This window comes from Achromobacter insolitus, from assembly GCF_002209555.1.
Lineage (GTDB): Bacteria > Pseudomonadota > Gammaproteobacteria > Burkholderiales > Burkholderiaceae_B > Achromobacter > Achromobacter insolitus.
On the sequence record NZ_NJIF01000002.1, the window covers coordinates 305,585 to 320,632 of the forward strand.

A 15,048-nucleotide genomic window follows, 5' to 3' on the forward strand; every position below is an offset into this window, starting at 1 on the left:
GTTTTTTAGAAATACAAATCATAAGCTGTGAAAGAACCGCAAATCGCGTTGTGTATTTCAGGTTAACAGCCTAGAATTTGTATATCTGAAATACAGCTTGGGATTTGTGTTATGGATTTCACCGTACGCACCGCGACACAATTGCCAGCCCTGCTCCAGGGGTTCCGCAAAGAGGCCGGCTTGACCCAGGCGGCCACGGCCTTGCGCCTTGGGGTCACACAACAGACCTTGTCCGCCCTGGAGCGCAATGCCGACAAGGTCAGCGCAGACCGGCTGCTGCAGCTGTTGAGCATCCTGGGAGTCGAAATGGTCTTGCGCCGGCAAGGGGCGCAGCCGGGACCCGAAACAACATCCGAACCCAGCTGGTAAAGCCATGGGGCGACGTTCACACACGCAGGTCCTGGGCCTATGGATGAATGGCGCCTATGTCGGAGAGTGGAGCAATCGACCCCACGCCGGCGAGGTCCTGCAGTACGACAAGGACTGGGTCGCCTCCGCGCCGGGCAGGCCATTGTCGCTGTCCCTGCCCTTCACGCCGGGCAATGGCCCGCATCGTGGCGACGTCGTCCGCGCATACTTCGAAAATCTGCTGCCTGACAGCAAGGAAATCCGCGAACGGGTTGCGCGCCGGTTCCGGGCAGGCTCGACCGACGCGTTCGCCTTGCTTGCCGAGATCGGTCGCGATTGCGCGGGCGCCTTGCAGATCCTGCCTGCGGGAACAGCGCCTGCAGACGTGGCGTCGGTGCAAGCCTCGCCCTTGAACGATGCCCAGGTTGCGCAGCTGTTGCGCAGCGTTCTGGCGCCGGCGCCTCTCGGCGGCCTGGCCATCGCTGAGGATGATTTCCGGATTTCCATCGCAGGTGCGCAAGAGAAGACCGCCTTGCTGCGGATAGACGGCCAATGGTGCTTGCCCCAAGGCGCCACGCCGACGACTCACATCCTGAAGTTGCCATTGGGGCTGGTCGGCAATATGAAGTTCGACCTGAGCGAATCGGTGGAAAACGAATGGCTCTGCTCGGAGATCTTGGCTGCCTACGGCATGCCCGTGGCGCGCGCGGAAGTACTGAGCTTCGAAGACATGAAGGTGCTCGCCGTCGAACGTTTCGACCGCCGCTGGTGGGACGGCGAAGACGGAAAGCGCAGTCTAGTCCGCCTGCCCCAGGAAGACATGTGCCAGGCCACCGGCACCCCGCCACACCTGAAGTACGAGGCGGACGGCGGACCCGGCATCGACCGCATCATGGGTCTGCTCGAAACCTCGCGTCGCTCAGAGCACGACCGGCGAACGTTCTTCCAGGCGCAGGTTCTGTTCTGGATGCTGTGCGCGACGGACGGCCACGCGAAGAACTTCAGCCTGTTCCTGCGGCCGGGCGGGGCCTACGAACTTACACCGCTATACGACGTGCTGTCCGCCTATCCGATCCTGGGCGAGGGACCAGGCAAGCTGTCGCCCGTTCGAGCGAAGATGGCGATGGCCGTGCGTTCGAAGAACCCGCATTGGCGCATGCGCGATATCCAGCGGCGCCACTGGTTGACGGTGGGCGCGCGACATGGCGTCGTGACGCCGGACGGCAAGGGAGTCCAATTCGTCGTTGACGATTTGATCGCGCGTACGCCAGAGGTCGTGCGTGCGGTCCGCGCCAGATTGCCGCAAGGATTTCCGCGGGTGCTGGCGGACAGCATCCTGGACGGCTTGCAGGCCGCGGCGGACAGGCTCGCCGCGTAGCTTCGCGGCGCGCGAAGCGACTGCCGCCACTCATGGCTCGCTGAGCACATACCGTCCCGGCGTCTCGCCCGTCATCTGCCGGAAGTAGGCGATGAATGCGCTGTCGCTGGCAAAGCCGAGATCGAACGCGATCGAGGTCACGCTGCGGCCGCAGGCCAGCAGATCCACCGCGCGCAGCAGGCGCCAGAGCTGCCGCCAAGCCTGATAGCTCATGCCGGTCTCGCGCTGGAATATCCGGGTGATGGTACGGGCGCTGGCACCGACGCGGCGGGACAACGCTTCGAGTTCCGGTGGCAGTTCCCCCAGGTCCAGGGCGGCCAGGCGGCGGTCGGTGGGCACGGGCAGCAACATGGGTTCCTGCCTTGCCGCGCGCAGTTCGTCCATGCAGACGGCTAGCAGATTCCGCGGGGCGCCCGCGGACCAGTCCGTGTCGAAGGGCTCCAGGCTGATGCGCTCGAACACCTCGCGCAGCAGCGCAGTCATCGAGAAAATGGCAGGGCCGGTGACGGGAGCGTCGATACGGGCGGGGTCGAGATAAATCGAGCGGTACTCGACTTCGCCACGAATCTGGACGCGGTGCGCAACGCCAGGCGGAATCCACGCTACGCGGATCGGAGGCAGCACCGCCATCAGCCCCGGCATGGCAAGACGGATGGATCCCGCATAGGCGAATAGCAGTTGCCCACGGTCGTGAAGGTGCATCCCGGAATCGTGCTGTATCAGGCGCGACGCGATACCCGTCACCGGTTGCGCCATCGTGTCGGGGTTGAATGCGTCGGTGGGGGCAAGCCTGGCCATTTGTCCGAGTTCCGATGTTTTTTGTCTTCGCTGCTACAACGGCGATGCCGGCGGCCGGCTACAAAACGGGCTCTCCGTTCACCGATGCCGTCATGTTCCGCCGCCCGCCTTTGCCGCTACTCATCCTGTTGCTGAGTTTTCCGCAGATCGTCGAGACGATATACAGCCCGGCGCTGCCGCTGATCGCCGCAGCCTACCAAGCCACGCCCGAGGACGCAGCGCAGACGCTGTCGTTCTGGTTCGTGGCCTTCGCCTTCGGCGTGGTGGTCTGGGGGCGCCTGTGCGATCTCTGGGGCCGCAGGCCGACGTTGCTTGCCGGACTGGTGCTGTATGCACTGGGCGCGGGCTGGGCCATGATGGCGGGCGATTTCTGGCAGTTGCTCGCCGCCAGGCTGATCTCCGCCTTTGGCGCGGCCGTGGGCTCAATCGTAACGCAGACCGCCTTGCGCGATAGCTACCGGGGCCGGGACCTGGCCCGCGTCTTTTCGTTGCTGGGGATCGCGTTGGCGGTAAGTCCCGCCGTCGGCATGTATGCCGGACAGGAGATCGCGGCGCTGGGCGGCGCCAAGGGCATCTTCGCTGCTTTGGTCCTGCTTGCCATCGGCTTGTTCGGCGCGAGCGTGCGGCGCTGGGCCGAAACCCGGCCGGCCTCTGCCTCGCCGCCGCCTTTCGTACCCACGCTGCGGGCCATGCTGCGGGACCGGGCCGTCTGGCGCAGCGCGGCGCTCGTCGCCATCTTCAACCTGGCGATCTTCGGGTATTACCAGCTGGGTCCCTTTCTTTTCACCCGGCTGGAGCCGTCCTGGCTGGGCTTCGGAGAAAGCGGTCTGGCGCTGGCTGCGGCGTCGCTATGCGGGGCTTTCCTGAACACGGCGCTGCTGCGGCGCGGATGGGGACCCGAACGTCTGGTGCTGTTGGGCATCGTGCTGCTGGCGTTGGGGACCGGCCTGGTCGCGGCCTTGATAGAGAGCGCGGCGTTCCTGCTCGGCATGGCCCTGATCGCAGCGGCCTATGCGATTGCGATTCCAAACATTCTCGCCCATGCCTTGCAGGCATATGCCGGCGCTGCCGGCACTGCTGGCGCCATCCTGAGCCTGTTCTACTACAACTTGCTTGGCGCCGCGCTGGTCGTGGCGGGCATGGGGCAGAGACTGGACCTGCTGCTGGGATGTTGCGCCGTAATTGCGCTCGCCGCGTATGCGGCCAAGCCTTAGGACTGCGCCTTGGTATTGGCGAATCTGTGCAGGGCTTCCACGTCGAGAATTGCCAGGCCGCCATAGTAGGTTTCCAGCACGCCGGCGCGCGCGAGCCTGGCCAGTGCTGCATTGCAGCGTTGGCGCGAAATGCCGCACAGGCTCGCGATTTCCTCCTGGGAAACTTTCAGGCGTCCGTTCGTGCCGGAATGCCTTTCCGCGTTGAACTGCGCAGCGACCGCGCGCGCGACCGTCGTGTCGACATCGAGCAGCACGTTGGAGGTGTAGCTGCTCATCAGCCAGTCCACCCGTTGCGCCAGGTGCGTCATCAGCGCCTTGGTGAACTCGATGTTGTTGTTCCAGAGGCGTTCACACGTCTCGCGCGGCAATATTACGATCTGGCTGGGCCTCAGCGCGACGACTTCGTACTCGAACCGCTCGCGGCGGATCATGGTGGCTTCGCCGAACCAGCTGCCAGTGCTGAACCCGGCAAGGGACAGGGATTTGCCGTCGGCGTTGGGTGAGGACCATTTCACCAGCCCTTGCACCACGCCATACCAGCCGGGCGACCGGTTCCCCGCCCGGAACAGGAATTCGCCCGCCGCAAGCGAAACGACGCGCAGTTCGGCCCGGATCAGGTTGCGTTCGAGCTCAGGCAGGCCCTTGTACCAAGGGACCACGTCGAGCATCCTGTCCACCGCGCCTTGCACGCGCCGCCGTCTCGCGCTCAAGGGTTCGTCACCGGCGTCGGCAAGCCGTTCGCACATGTTTTCCTCCTTCGTAGCCGTGGGGCGCCGCTCAGGTAAACCCTAGGGCGCTTTGTCACCATGATGACTGTCCGCGTCCCGGAGCCGGTACCAGAATACTCGAGGTCCCAGACGCCAAAACCAACAAGAGGAGACAGGCATGTTGCCCATGCAAGGCACGATGTCCCGCACCGCCATGGCCTGCGGCCTGGCCGTGTCGTTGCTGCACGCCCCAGCGGCCCAAGCGCAGATATCAGACGATGTTATTCGAATCGGCTTCATCACCGACATGTCCGGCGTGTACTCGGGGCCGGATGGCCCCGGTGGCGCCGAAGCCATCAAGATGGCCATTCAGGAAATGGGCGGTGAGATCAACGGCAAGAAGATCGAGCTGCTGACAGCCGACCACCAGAACAAGGCGGACATTGCCTCGGCCAAGGCGCGCGAATGGTTCGACCAGGCGGGCCTGGACATGCTGATCGGAGGCACGAATTCCAGCACGGCGCTGGCCATGTCCAAAGTGGCGGCCGACAAGAAGCGGCCCATCATCGTGGTAGGCGCGGGCGCTCCCGCGCTGACCAACGAGCAGTGCACGCCCTATACCTTGAACTACGCCTACGACACGGTGGCACAGGCGCGCGGCACCGGCGCGGCGGTGGTCAAGGCGGGTGGCAAGAAATGGTACTTCCTGACCGCGGACTACGCCTTCGGCAACGCCTTGCAGGCGGACACGACGAAGGTCGTGGAGGCGGGCGGCGGCAGCGTCGTGGGATCGGTCAAGCATCCGCTTTCTGCGAGCGACTTTTCGTCGTTCCTGCTGCAGGCGCAAAGCAGCAAGGCCGATATCCTCGCCCTGGCCAACGCCGGCGCGGATGCCACGAATTCGATCAAGGCGGCCAATGAGTTCGGCATCACCAAGACCATGCGGCTGGCGGGCATGATCATGTTCATCAACGACATCCACGCCATCGGGCTGCCAGCCGCGCAGGGCATGTACCTGACCGACAGCTGGTACTGGAACGCCTCGGACGAAACCCGCGACTGGAGCCGGAAGTTCTTCGAGCGGCGCAAGGCCATGCCCTCGTCCCTTCAGGCCGCGGATTACTCCGCGGCGTTGCAATACCTGCGCGCCGTCAAGGCCACCGGCACCGATGACGCCGACCGCGTGCTGGCCTATTTGCGCGAAAACAAGCTGAACGACGTCTACATCAAGGACGGCGTGGTCCGGCCAGACGGACGCGTCGTGCATGACATGTACCTGCTGCAGGTCAAGACGCCGGAACAGTCCAAGGAGCCCTGGGACTACTTCAACGTCGTGCAGGCCATCGATGGCAACCAAGCCTTCACCACCAAGGAAGAGAGCCGCTGCGCGCTCTGGAAGTGACCTCATGAGCAAACGCAAAGTCATCGTGACCATCGCCCCGACCGGCGGCATGGCGTTCAAGACCCAGAATCCGCACCTGCCGACGCAGCCGCTGGAGATCGCGGAAGACGTGTACCGCTGCTACAACGCCGGGGCCAGCGTGGTGGCGCTGCACGCGCGCCGTCCCGACGATCAGGCGACCTGCGATGCCTCCGTGTACCGGGAAATGAACCGGCTTATCCGCGACCGCTGCGACATCGTGCTGAACAACTCCACCGGAGGCGGCGTGCATGGCGACATGGTCAAGGAAACGTCGCCGGGCACGTGGGAGATCCTGTGGGAAGAGCGGATAAAGGGCATGGACGCCGGCGCCGAGATGTGCACGCTGGACGCCACGACGCTGAACCTGGCGTTCGGTGACCGCGAATACCTGATGAACACGCCGCTCACCAAGGCGCGCGAGCTCGCCGCCGGCATGCAGGCGCGCGGCATCAAGCCCGAATGGGAGGTCTTCAGCCCTACGCACATCCTGCAGGACGCTACGACGCTGATCGAAGAGGGGCTGGACGAAGGCCCTCATTTCATAAATCTGGTCATGAACGTCCATCGCAACTTCCAGAACGCCATGCCGTTCTCTGTCCGGCATTTGCAGATGATGGTGGACTTGCTGCCCAGGAACAGCATTTTCTGCGTCAGCGGTATCGGGCCGGCGCAGCTGGAGGCCAACATCGCCGCCCTGCTCCTCGGCGGACACGCGCGGGTCGGCCTGGAGGACAACCTGTACTACCGGCACGGGGAGCTGGCCACCAACGTCCAGCTGACCGAGCGCATCGTGCGCATCATCCGGGAGATGGACATGGAACCCGCCACGCCCGCCGAAGCGCGCGACATCCTGGGACTGCCGGGCAAGCGCGGGATCCGGCCCGAGTTTGCGCTCTGACAAGGACACGCCATGAGCAAGTCATTGCAAGGAAAGCACGTCCTCATCACCGCCGGGGCGCAGGGCATAGGCCTGGCGACCGCGCGGAAGTTTCTCGAGGCGGGCGCGGCGGTGCATATCTGCGACGTGGACGTAGCGGCTTGCGAGGCCGCGGCTGCGGCGCATCCAGGCCTGGACGTCAGCGTGACGGACGTGTCCAGCGAAGCGCAGGTCAAGGCGATGTTCGGCGCGCTGTCGGACAAATGGGGCAAGCTCGATGCCCTGGTCAACAACGCGGGCGTATCCGGTCCGACCAGCCGGCTGGAAGAGACCGCGCTGGATGACTGGCAGCGCACGCTGGACGTCAACCTGACTGGAACCTTCCTGTGCGCGCGCAGCGCAGTGCCTTTGCTGCGCGCCGCGGGCGGCGGTTCCATCGTGAATATCTCCTCCGTCGCCGGCCGCCTGGGCTTCTCGCTGCGCTCGCCGTACAGCGCCAGCAAGTTCGGACTGGCGGGCCTGACGCAGACCTGGGCCATGGAGCTGGGCCCCTCGAACATCCGCGTCAATTCCGTGCTGCCGGGAGTGGTGTCGGGAGACAGGGTGGAACGTATCATCGCCGCGCGTGCCGCCGCCGGCGGCGTGAGCAACGACGTGATGCGGGCGCAACTTGTGGACAAGGTGTCGTTGCGTCGCATGACCAGTCCCGAAGACGTCGCCAACCAGGTGGTCTTCCTGTGTTCCGACGAAGGGGCCATCATCAGCGGGCAGAGCATCTCCGTATGCGGCAATGTGGAGTATCTGGGGTAAGCGCATCGGAGGCGCCGCGCGGCGCCTCCAACGGTTCCAAAAAACCTGACCATCAGTTCGCTTTGAACGAATTGTTCGGCGTTTCCGAAAGTTCTAGACTGGATTCGTACATGCACTGTGTACCGCTGGCTGTCGCATAGCAGTCTTGCAGCGACGGCGGGAGGTCCTGATGAGTCAGGTCGAGACCTTTGCCACCATGCCTATGTGGGCGGGGTTCGTCGGGTTTGTGCTGGTCGTGCTGGCGCTGGATCTGTACGTGCTGGGCGGTCGGCATGCGCATCGCGTGCGGCCCCGGGAAGCCCTGTTCTGGGTAGCCGTGTGGATGACGCTGGCCGCCTTGTTCGGCGCCCTGATGTGGTGGTACCTGGATGCCACCCTGGGGCGAACCGTGGCGCACCAGAAAGCGCTGGAGTTCTACACCGGCTACCTTATCGAACTGTCCCTGTCCGTGGACAATATGTTCGTGTTCTCGCTGATCTTCGGCTACTTCGTGGTGCCGATGGAGTTGCAGCGCAGGGTATTGCTGTATGGGGTGTTGGGCGCCATCGTCATGCGGGTATGCATGATCCTGGCCGGCGTGTGGCTGCTGTCGAAGTTCGACTGGCTGTTCTACGTGTTCGGGCTGCTGCTGGTATTCACGGGGGCCAGGATGCTGGCCAAGGCGGACCACCATCCGGACATCGCCCGAAATCCACTGGTGCGCCTGCTGCGCTCATCCATGCGCATCACCAAGGACTATCACGGAGAATCCTTCTTCGTGCGCATCGACGGGCTGCGGTATGCCACCCCCATGTTCGTGGTGTTGCTGATGATAGAGGCGAGCGATGTCGTGTTCGCGGTCGACAGCATTCCCGCCATCTTCGCCGTCACCACCGATCCGTTCGTGGTGTTTACTTCCAACATCTTTGCCATCATGGGCCTGCGGGCGATGTACTTCCTGCTGGCCGACATGCGGGAGCGCTTCCGCTACCTCAAGCACGGACTTGCCGCGGTGCTCATCATCATCGGCGGCAAGATGCTGGCCGCGCCATGGTTCCATGTGCCGGTGCAATGGTCGCTAGGGGCGGTGGGCCTAATCTTGCTGGCATCCGTGGGTGCCAGCCTGATCCTGCCCAGACGGGCCGCGGCGAAGGCCGCGCGTACCAAGGGTTGAGTTCCACGAACCGGAGATCTGTCATGAACACGATCATTCTTGCCACCGATGGGTCCAGCCACAGCGACGCTGCTGCGCGCTATCTGGTGGAGGGCCCGTTGCTGAATCGGGATTTCACGGTGCACATATTGCATTGCGAGCCCGACGTGACCGGCGACGTCAAGACCTTCATCGGGCAGGCAGACATCGACGCCTGGCATCACGAGGAAAGCGACAAGGCGATGAGGTCGGCGGTCGGCATTCTGGCCGCGGGCAACGTGGCGTTCGAATGCCACGAACTCACCGGTCATGCGGCGGAAAAAATCGTCGAGTATGCGGCCAAGGTGAACGCAGCCGTGATCGTGATGGGTTCGCACCACCGCAGCCAACTCCTAGACGCCGTGCTGAGGTCCACATGCGGGCGGATCGTGCAGAATGCCCCCTGCCCCGTGCTGCTGATATAGAACGGCGCGCACGCGGCCGCCCCGGCGGGGCTTTGGCGTGGGGGGATCCGGCCTCGCGATGCGGCGGGTGTTATCTTCTTCGGATTCCTTGGTAATCCGCTACACCCCATGTCCGACGTCCGTATCCCCGCCGCTCCACCGCCGCCGCCCGGCAGCCCCAAGCCCTTCTTCCTGGATTCCGGCACGAAGCGGACCCTGCATTTCACCGAGAAGGAGATCCAGAGCAGTATGTCCCTGCTCAGCCCCGATGCGCTCGACCTCGAGTACACGCGGATGATGATGGGTTTCGTGCTGTTCAATCCCGAACCCGCCCGCATTCTGATGGTCGGCCTGGGCGGCGGATCGCTGCCGAAATTCTGCCATCGCTACCTGACGCGCACCGAAGTCGAGGTGATCGAGATCGATCCGGACGTCATCGCCTTGCGGGAGGCGTTCATGGTCCCGCCGGACGGCGAGCGGTTCCAGGTGATCCAGGCCGATGCCGCCCGATATCTTCGGGATGTCGAGGAGCATGCCGACGTTATCTTCCTGGATGGGTACGGCGTAGGCGGAATTCCCGAGCCCCTTTGTTCCGCCGAGTTCTACGCCGACTGCTTCCGCGCCCTGCGGGAGAATGGCATGCTGGTCATCAACTTCCACTTGAACCACCCGGACCATCACGAATACATGGACCGGGTGCGCGCGTCGTTCGGACCGTCGATGTTCGAAGTGGTGGACGATGACATGACCAACAGCATCGTCTTCGCATGCAAGGGCGATCTGCTGGACGACCCGGCGGCCACGGCCCTCACGCGGCCGGCCGCCATTCCCAAGGATGCGTGGCGACAATTGATGCCGACCTTGCGGGTGATCGGGGCGACGCTGGTACTTCGATAAGCGGCGTTGGCGCCCCGGCCGGCTTCGCGCCGACAGAAAGAGCAGAAAAAGAGGACCAATCCCCTATATTTCAATTCGTATCTAAATTGTTCATTTATTTATAATCCAGGCTCGATCAAATAGAGAGGGATGCCGTCTTGCGCTTTGCAAGCGGAGCCGGCTGGAGAGAGCAATGTTGAACAAAGTAGTGAGAATCGGGGCATTGGCCATTCTTTCGGCGGTTGTGGCGGGCTGCGCCACAGAGCGTTCGCAGGCCTTGGCCGTGCCCGCCGTGGCGGCGGCAAGCAAACCCTACCAGGGGGTGCGCAGCCCAATTTCGGTAGGCAAGTTCGACAACCGGACGAACTATCTGCGCGGCGTGTTCTCCGATGGCGTGGATCGCCTGGGCGGCCAGGCCAAGACCATTGTGGTCAGCCACCTGCAGCGCAGTGGCCGGTTCCAGGTGATGGACCGCGAGAACCTTTCGGAAATTGCACAAGAGGCGGGCTTCAACAAGAAGGCAAGCCAGATCAAAGGCGCGCGTTACGTGGTTACCGGCGACGTGACGGCCTTCGGTCGCAAGGTCACGGGGGACCAGCAGCTCTTCGGCATCCTGGGTCGCAGCAAAGAGCAGGTGGCCTACGCCAAGGTCGATCTGAACGTGGTCGACGTCGTGACATCCGAGGTGGTCTATTCGGCGTCGGGCGCTGGCGAATACGCCTTGTCCAACCGGGAGGTCGTCGGCTTTGGCGGCACCGCCGGCTATGACTCCACGCTCAATGGCAAGGTCCTGGACCTGGCCATCCGGGAAGCCGTCGACCGCCTGGTCGACGGTATCGAGCAAGGCGCCTGGCAACCGTCGGCCAATTGAGGAGAGCGTCATGTCGAATTCTCGGACCCGGCGTTCCGGGCGCATTCCCGCGCGTGTTTTCCGCTGCCTGGTGATCGGCGCCAGCGCGGGGCTGCTGGGCGCGTGCGTGCAGCAGCCCAAGCCCATGTATAGCTGGCAGGCCTACCAGCCGTCCGTCTACGCGTATTTGAAGGACGATGGCGCGGACTATGCGGTGCAAGCCCAGGCGCTGGAGAAGAACGTCGAAACCGCGCGTGCCGCCAGCACGGAGCTTCCTCCAGGCTTTCGTGCGCATCTGGGCATGCTGTACCTGAAGATAGGCGACGGCGACAAGGCCTTGGAGCAATTGCAAGGCGAGAAGGTGGCTTTCCCCGAATCGGCGCCGTTCATGGATTTCCTGATGCGCAATGCTGGCAAGCCGCCGGCCGGGCAGCAACTGAGCGCTGCGCCCGCCGCCCAGGCGCCTGCCGCGCAGCCCGCGGCTCCCACGGAAACTCTCACGTCGAAGAAAGGATCATGATGTCCAGCTTATTTCGAATGGGCATGCTGGCGGCCGTCGCGCTGTTGGCAGGCTGCGCAGTCCCGCAGCAGAATGTCGACTACACCGCTTTCCGGGAAAGCAAGCCGGCGTCCATCCTGGTCTTGCCGCCCGTGAACACGTCGGTGGACGTGGCCGCTACCGCGGCCGTGCTGTCCCAGGCCACGCTGCCGCTGGCTGAATCCGGCTATTACGTCGTGCCCGTGGCTGTGATGGACGAGACCTTCAAGCAGAACGGCTTGAGTTCCGCAGACGAGATCCAGGAGCTGCCGGCGGCCAAGCTGCGCGACATCTTCGGGGCGGACGCCGCGCTTTACATGACCGTAAAGCAGTACGGATCGACCTACGCCGTGGTGTCCAGCTCGGTGACGGTGGCGGTGGACGCCGAACTGATTGACCTGCGCAACGGCGCCAAATTGTGGAGCGGCAGCAAGCAGGTGGTACAGGCCAGCAGCAGCAGCGGCGGCTTGCTTGGCATGCTGATCCAGGCGGTGGTGGATCAGGTCGTCAATACGCTCTCCGACCGCAGCTACGGCGTGGCAGGCATGACAAACAATTTGCTGCTCAGCGCTGGACAGCCTGGCGGCATGTTGTACGGGCCGCGTTCGCCACGGTACGACACGCAGTAAGCCGGCCCCGGCTGGCGGCCGCTACGACGTCTCCCGCAGGATCGCCGACAGCATCTCCCGCGATGCGCCGGACAAGGCTGTGGGCGCGGCTGGAGCCTTGCCTTTCCCGGCGGGCTCCAGCGAGTCGATCAGCGACGAGAATGCCTGGGTCAGCGATGCGTCGGATTGCGGCACGGGTTTGCCTATGCCCGTGCCCGCCGCTTTCGCCAGGAGCCGCTTTGCGGCTTCCAGTGGTTCCGCGGCCGGGTTGTTTGTGCCGGCAGCGGCTTTGATGCGGTCCGCGATGGCGGACATCAGGTCCGGACCCTTGCTATTGGCGCCGGCTGACTTCAGGGACTTTTTCCTGGCCTTCCATTTTTCCCTTTCGCTTGAATAGGCCGCCAGCAACGCGAAGCGGTCGCGTTCGATCAGCAAAGGCGAACCCGCGATATCTACGGCCAGGGACTGGAATGCGGCGCGCGCGGCCACGGCGTTGTCGCTCAGCAGCGCGGTGGTCGTCTCGGTCCATTTGCGGTGGAATGGCAGTGCCGCGGCGGCGCTGAACATGTCCTCTCCCAATGTGGGGCGTTGCTCGAAAGCCAGCACCAGGTAATCCACGTCGTTTACGGGCTCCAGGGCGCCGCTGCCATTCTGGCGGTGCAGTACGCCGTCCACCAGCTGCAGGCCCTGCAGCTTGTCCTGAGAGTCGGCGCCGGCCAGCACGCGATAGCCGCTGCGCCGTAGCGCCGCGCCGTCGAAGATGCCAAAACGGATGCTGACGCCATCGGTGCCGAAGAGCTTGCTCAGGGGCTTGAGCAGGCCTTCGCCTGCCTTGACGACGGCGCCGCCCACCGCGCCGCCGAACATGCTGACGGTAGTTGCGACGAAGTCGAGTATGCCGCGAGTGAGGCTGCTGTCACTGAAGCGGCAAAGCGCCGCAAACATTTCCAGGCCGTCGCTGTTGTAGGGTACGTTGCGCGCGATATAAACGTCGCGGAACATCACCCTGCCCCCGCCTGATTGGGGTGCCGCCGCTCCCATCGCCTGCTGGATTGCGTCATAGCCCACGACATACGGAATCTCGCGCTGCGTGCCCGCCTCGGTATAGCGCAAGAAGAAGGCGCACAGGGGCAGGAAGGCCGCGATGTAGTTGCCCGCATCGGTCAGGCGCATTTCGACCACGCGCACGCTGAAATAGCACTGCCCGGGGACGAAGGCTTCGCCGTTGAGCCCGCGCACGACCGGGGCCGCGCCGGCGGGCGGCGGATCGATCTCGGCGTAGTAGTTGCGCCCTGCGGGCACCGTCGCCATCAATGCGCCCACGCCATCCGTGGAGGTGCCCAGATCTCCAATCTTGCGCAGCATGCCGAATAATGAAGCCATGGTGTCCGATCCTTGGTCGCAGTCAGTCACGCACGACTGCCAGTGCGGAAGCCCAGGTGGGAGATCCCCTTGACTCATCGTGCGAGCCGGCGCAGGCGCGCCGGTAAGCTTCCGCGAATCCCTGGGTGTTGGAGGCGTCGAAGTAGGCCGCATAGAAGCGCCTGATGAAGCGGGCGCAGGTTTTTTCCTCGACTTGCCAGCGGAAGGCCAGCACGCCCATGGCGCCGGCCCGCATGACTTCCAGCGCGGTTCGCACCGATGCGCCGCTGCATGAGGAAAGCACCAGCAGTTTGCAGTTGCCGGCCTTCATCCAGCGGCCGACCAGACGTATCGACAATTGCAGGCCTTCGCCCTCTTCCTCCCCTGGCAACACCAGCATGGTGCTGTCGCGGATCGAATGGGAATGGCCCGAGAAATGCAGGATGTCATAGCCGCCGCCCGTAACCTTGTCTTCCAGGTAGTCTTGCAGCGCGTAGCCAGTCAGCGGCGGGACGTCCTCGACCACCAGCCGCCCGTCCAGGCGCTTGGCCAGGGTTTGCAGATTCGCGAGTTCATCGGCGACGGATTCCAGGGGCGGCAGCGTGACGTTCGGCATGTCGTCGTTGCCGTCTTCGGGCTGGAATGAAATCGTGCCGCTGAAGTTTGCGCCGATGAACAGCAGGCGCAGGGGAGCCGCCGGGCGCGGCTCCGGCTGGCTCCAATCGCTGGCGGAGTCCATGCCATCTATGTGCAGGCGCCTGGCCATGGGAATCCGCTGGCACAGGTAGCGCCGGTCGCTGGCAGTGAGGTTGGTGTTGCAGCTCAACTCGAACGGCAGGCTGAAGAAGGCCGCGCTCTGGCGGTCCGATACGTTGAAATCGAATCGCAAGTCCATCCAGGCCAAGCCGTCGCCGGGCAAGACGCCGTCCTGGTCGCGTGCGCGCTGGATCAGCGTCGCGATAGGCGGGCCAACCGTTTCAGCCACCATGACGTCGAACGCCTGCCTGCCCATTTCGCTGAGCGACTCCAGCCAATCGGCCACCTTCTGATTGTCGAGATAAGGCGAGAATTTGGCCACGCGTATCAGCAACGATTCGATGTCGGATTGCCGCTTGTAGGGCATTTCCGGCGACTTGAATTCATGTGGGCCAAACTGGATCCGGTATCGGACTGCTTTTTCGGCGACTTCTATGACGAGGCGGCGGCGTTGGGTCGCCGCAGCCACGCTGTCCAGCACCAGGGCGAGGTCTGCGCCGCCGTCGCGCTTTTTTCCGATCTCGTTGCTCCACATGAGGCGCTCGGGCCGTTCCAGCACACAGCGTTGTACAGCCTCGGATGGATTCTCCGTCACGACCAGCACGGGCACGGGAGCGTGCTCGGCCAACCAGTTCAGGAGCTCGACGACCGCCGCGCCGCTCTTTTTCTTTCCGGGGGTCGGGGGCGGCTTGGCGTCCACGATGATCAGACCCGGCGGGGTTCCATACCGCTCGATTTCCTGTCGCGCGTTCTCTACATCAAAGACGTGCCGGAACGGGGCGCTGACGAAAGGTTTGATCCGCGGGAGCTTCTGCTCGTGCCGGCGCAATTGTTGAATACGGTCGGCCCAGCATTCCTCGTCGGAATCGTCTCCACCCGCAAGCAGGATCCAGTTGCTGTTCTGTGCTGCCTGTTCCATCGTATGTCT

General features: G+C 63.9%; 16 protein-coding genes. 12 read left to right on the plus strand and 4 right to left on the minus strand.

Annotation, left to right across the window (positions count from 1 at the left end):
* Positions 1-111: 111 nt before the first annotated feature.
* Both CEY08_RS06910 and CEY08_RS06915 read left to right on the plus strand, forming a co-directional pair.
* Complete coding sequence (locus tag CEY08_RS06910) at positions 112-369, plus strand: helix-turn-helix domain-containing protein (protein WP_042795666.1); 258 nt, start codon at positions 112-114, stop codon at positions 367-369.
* A 4-nt stretch (positions 370-373) separates the two neighbouring features.
* Positions 374-1,726, plus strand: coding sequence for a type II toxin-antitoxin system HipA family toxin (locus CEY08_RS06915; protein WP_076817034.1), 1,353 nt, complete (start codon positions 374-376; stop codon positions 1,724-1,726).
* 30 nt (positions 1,727-1,756) lie between these two features.
* Here the strand turns inward: CEY08_RS06915 and CEY08_RS06920 are convergent, their stop codons facing one another.
* Positions 1,757-2,524 (minus strand): AraC family transcriptional regulator, encoded by a 768-nt coding sequence (locus CEY08_RS06920; protein ID WP_042795664.1) that lies wholly within the window; start codon positions 2,522-2,524, stop codon positions 1,757-1,759.
* A 14-nt stretch (positions 2,525-2,538) separates the two neighbouring features.
* On the opposite strand from CEY08_RS06920, the gene CEY08_RS06925 reads away from it, so the two are divergent.
* Complete coding sequence (locus CEY08_RS06925) at positions 2,539-3,738, plus strand: MFS transporter (RefSeq protein WP_232033779.1); 1,200 nt, start codon at positions 2,539-2,541, stop codon at positions 3,736-3,738.
* Here the strand turns inward: CEY08_RS06925 and CEY08_RS06930 are convergent.
* Complete coding sequence (locus tag CEY08_RS06930; RefSeq protein WP_088607618.1) at positions 3,735-4,484, minus strand: Crp/Fnr family transcriptional regulator; 750 nt, start codon at positions 4,482-4,484, stop codon at positions 3,735-3,737. The two genes, CEY08_RS06925 and CEY08_RS06930, sit on opposite strands and share 4 nt — an antisense overlap.
* 139 nt (positions 4,485-4,623) lie before the next feature.
* On the opposite strand from CEY08_RS06930, the gene CEY08_RS06935 reads away from it, so the two are divergent.
* The 9 genes from CEY08_RS06935 to CEY08_RS06975 all read left to right on the plus strand — a co-directional run bounded on the left by CEY08_RS06935 (position 4,624) and on the right by CEY08_RS06975 (position 12,023).
* Entirely contained in the window at positions 4,624-5,847 is a 1,224-nt protein-coding gene (locus CEY08_RS06935; protein ID WP_372341481.1) for an ABC transporter substrate-binding protein, read from the plus strand.
* Positions 5,848-5,851: 4 nt separating this feature from the next.
* Positions 5,852-6,766 carry a beta-keto acid cleavage family enzyme gene (locus tag CEY08_RS06940; protein WP_063639236.1) on the plus strand — a complete coding sequence of 305 codons (915 nt, stop codon included), beginning with the start codon at positions 5,852-5,854 and terminating at the stop codon, positions 6,764-6,766.
* Between the two features lie 12 nt (positions 6,767-6,778).
* Positions 6,779-7,555 carry an SDR family oxidoreductase gene (locus CEY08_RS06945; RefSeq protein ID WP_042795663.1) on the plus strand — a complete coding sequence of 259 codons (777 nt, stop codon included), beginning with the start codon at positions 6,779-6,781 and terminating at the stop codon, positions 7,553-7,555.
* Between the two features lie 169 nt (positions 7,556-7,724).
* Positions 7,725-8,708 (plus strand): TerC family protein, encoded by a 984-nt coding sequence (locus CEY08_RS06950; RefSeq protein WP_076817037.1) that lies wholly within the window; start codon positions 7,725-7,727, stop codon positions 8,706-8,708.
* A gap of 23 nt (positions 8,709-8,731) precedes the next feature.
* A complete protein-coding gene (locus tag CEY08_RS06955; protein WP_076817039.1) occupies positions 8,732-9,151 on the plus strand; it encodes a universal stress protein in 420 nt (139 codons plus the stop codon).
* A 108-nt stretch (positions 9,152-9,259) separates the two neighbouring features.
* Entirely contained in the window at positions 9,260-10,027 is a 768-nt protein-coding gene (locus CEY08_RS06960; protein ID WP_076817041.1) for a fused MFS/spermidine synthase, read from the plus strand.
* A 172-nt stretch (positions 10,028-10,199) separates the two neighbouring features.
* On the plus strand, positions 10,200-10,877 hold the full coding sequence (locus CEY08_RS06965) for a CsgG/HfaB family protein (protein WP_042795660.1): 678 nt from the start codon (positions 10,200-10,202) through the stop codon (positions 10,875-10,877).
* Between the two features lie 10 nt (positions 10,878-10,887).
* Positions 10,888-11,376 carry a DUF4810 domain-containing protein gene (locus CEY08_RS06970; RefSeq protein WP_063639240.1) on the plus strand — a complete coding sequence of 163 codons (489 nt, stop codon included), beginning with the start codon at positions 10,888-10,890 and terminating at the stop codon, positions 11,374-11,376.
* Positions 11,373-12,023 carry a DUF799 domain-containing protein gene (locus CEY08_RS06975; RefSeq protein WP_088607619.1) on the plus strand — a complete coding sequence of 217 codons (651 nt, stop codon included), beginning with the start codon at positions 11,373-11,375 and terminating at the stop codon, positions 12,021-12,023. Before CEY08_RS06970 ends, CEY08_RS06975 begins: the two co-directional genes overlap by 4 nt.
* Before the next feature lie 21 nt (positions 12,024-12,044).
* Here CEY08_RS06975 and CEY08_RS06980 read toward each other — a convergent pair whose 3' ends face one another.
* Positions 12,045-13,385: a hypothetical protein gene (locus tag CEY08_RS06980; protein ID WP_076817043.1), complete on the minus strand. Its 1,341-nt coding sequence runs from the start codon at positions 13,383-13,385 to the stop codon at positions 12,045-12,047.
* Positions 13,386-13,407: 22 nt separating this feature from the next.
* Positions 13,408-15,039 carry a CHAT domain-containing protein gene (locus CEY08_RS06985; protein ID WP_042795658.1) on the minus strand — a complete coding sequence of 544 codons (1,632 nt, stop codon included), beginning with the start codon at positions 15,037-15,039 and terminating at the stop codon, positions 13,408-13,410.
* Positions 15,040-15,048 lie beyond the last annotated feature (9 nt).

Bases quoted from the DNA above. Each gene is read 5' to 3' on its own strand.
- CEY08_RS06985 (WP_042795658.1), bottom strand. From the start codon at position 15,039: ATGGAACAGGCAGCACAGAACAGCAACTGGATCCTGCTTGCGGGTGGA.
- CEY08_RS06925 (WP_232033779.1), top strand. From the start codon at position 2,539: ATGTTTTTTGTCTTCGCTGCTACAACGGCGATGCCGGCGGCCGGCTAC.
- CEY08_RS06965 (WP_042795660.1), top strand. From the start codon at position 10,200: ATGTTGAACAAAGTAGTGAGAATCGGGGCATTGGCCATTCTTTCGGCG.
- CEY08_RS06960 (WP_076817041.1), top strand. From the start codon at position 9,260: ATGTCCGACGTCCGTATCCCCGCCGCTCCACCGCCGCCGCCCGGCAGC.
- CEY08_RS06945 (WP_042795663.1), top strand. From the start codon at position 6,779: ATGAGCAAGTCATTGCAAGGAAAGCACGTCCTCATCACCGCCGGGGCG.
- CEY08_RS06915 (WP_076817034.1), top strand. From the start codon at position 374: ATGGGGCGACGTTCACACACGCAGGTCCTGGGCCTATGGATGAATGGC.
- CEY08_RS06920 (WP_042795664.1), bottom strand. From the start codon at position 2,524: ATGGCCAGGCTTGCCCCCACCGACGCATTCAACCCCGACACGATGGCG.
- CEY08_RS06950 (WP_076817037.1), top strand. From the start codon at position 7,725: ATGAGTCAGGTCGAGACCTTTGCCACCATGCCTATGTGGGCGGGGTTC.
- CEY08_RS06935 (WP_372341481.1), top strand. From the start codon at position 4,624: ATGTTGCCCATGCAAGGCACGATGTCCCGCACCGCCATGGCCTGCGGC.
- CEY08_RS06980 (WP_076817043.1), bottom strand. From the start codon at position 13,385: ATGGCTTCATTATTCGGCATGCTGCGCAAGATTGGAGATCTGGGCACC.
- CEY08_RS06930 (WP_088607618.1), bottom strand. From the start codon at position 4,484: ATGTGCGAACGGCTTGCCGACGCCGGTGACGAACCCTTGAGCGCGAGA.
- CEY08_RS06940 (WP_063639236.1), top strand. From the start codon at position 5,852: ATGAGCAAACGCAAAGTCATCGTGACCATCGCCCCGACCGGCGGCATG.
- CEY08_RS06975 (WP_088607619.1), top strand. From the start codon at position 11,373: ATGATGTCCAGCTTATTTCGAATGGGCATGCTGGCGGCCGTCGCGCTG.
- CEY08_RS06955 (WP_076817039.1), top strand. From the start codon at position 8,732: ATGAACACGATCATTCTTGCCACCGATGGGTCCAGCCACAGCGACGCT.
- CEY08_RS06910 (WP_042795666.1), top strand. From the start codon at position 112: ATGGATTTCACCGTACGCACCGCGACACAATTGCCAGCCCTGCTCCAG.
- CEY08_RS06970 (WP_063639240.1), top strand. From the start codon at position 10,888: ATGTCGAATTCTCGGACCCGGCGTTCCGGGCGCATTCCCGCGCGTGTT.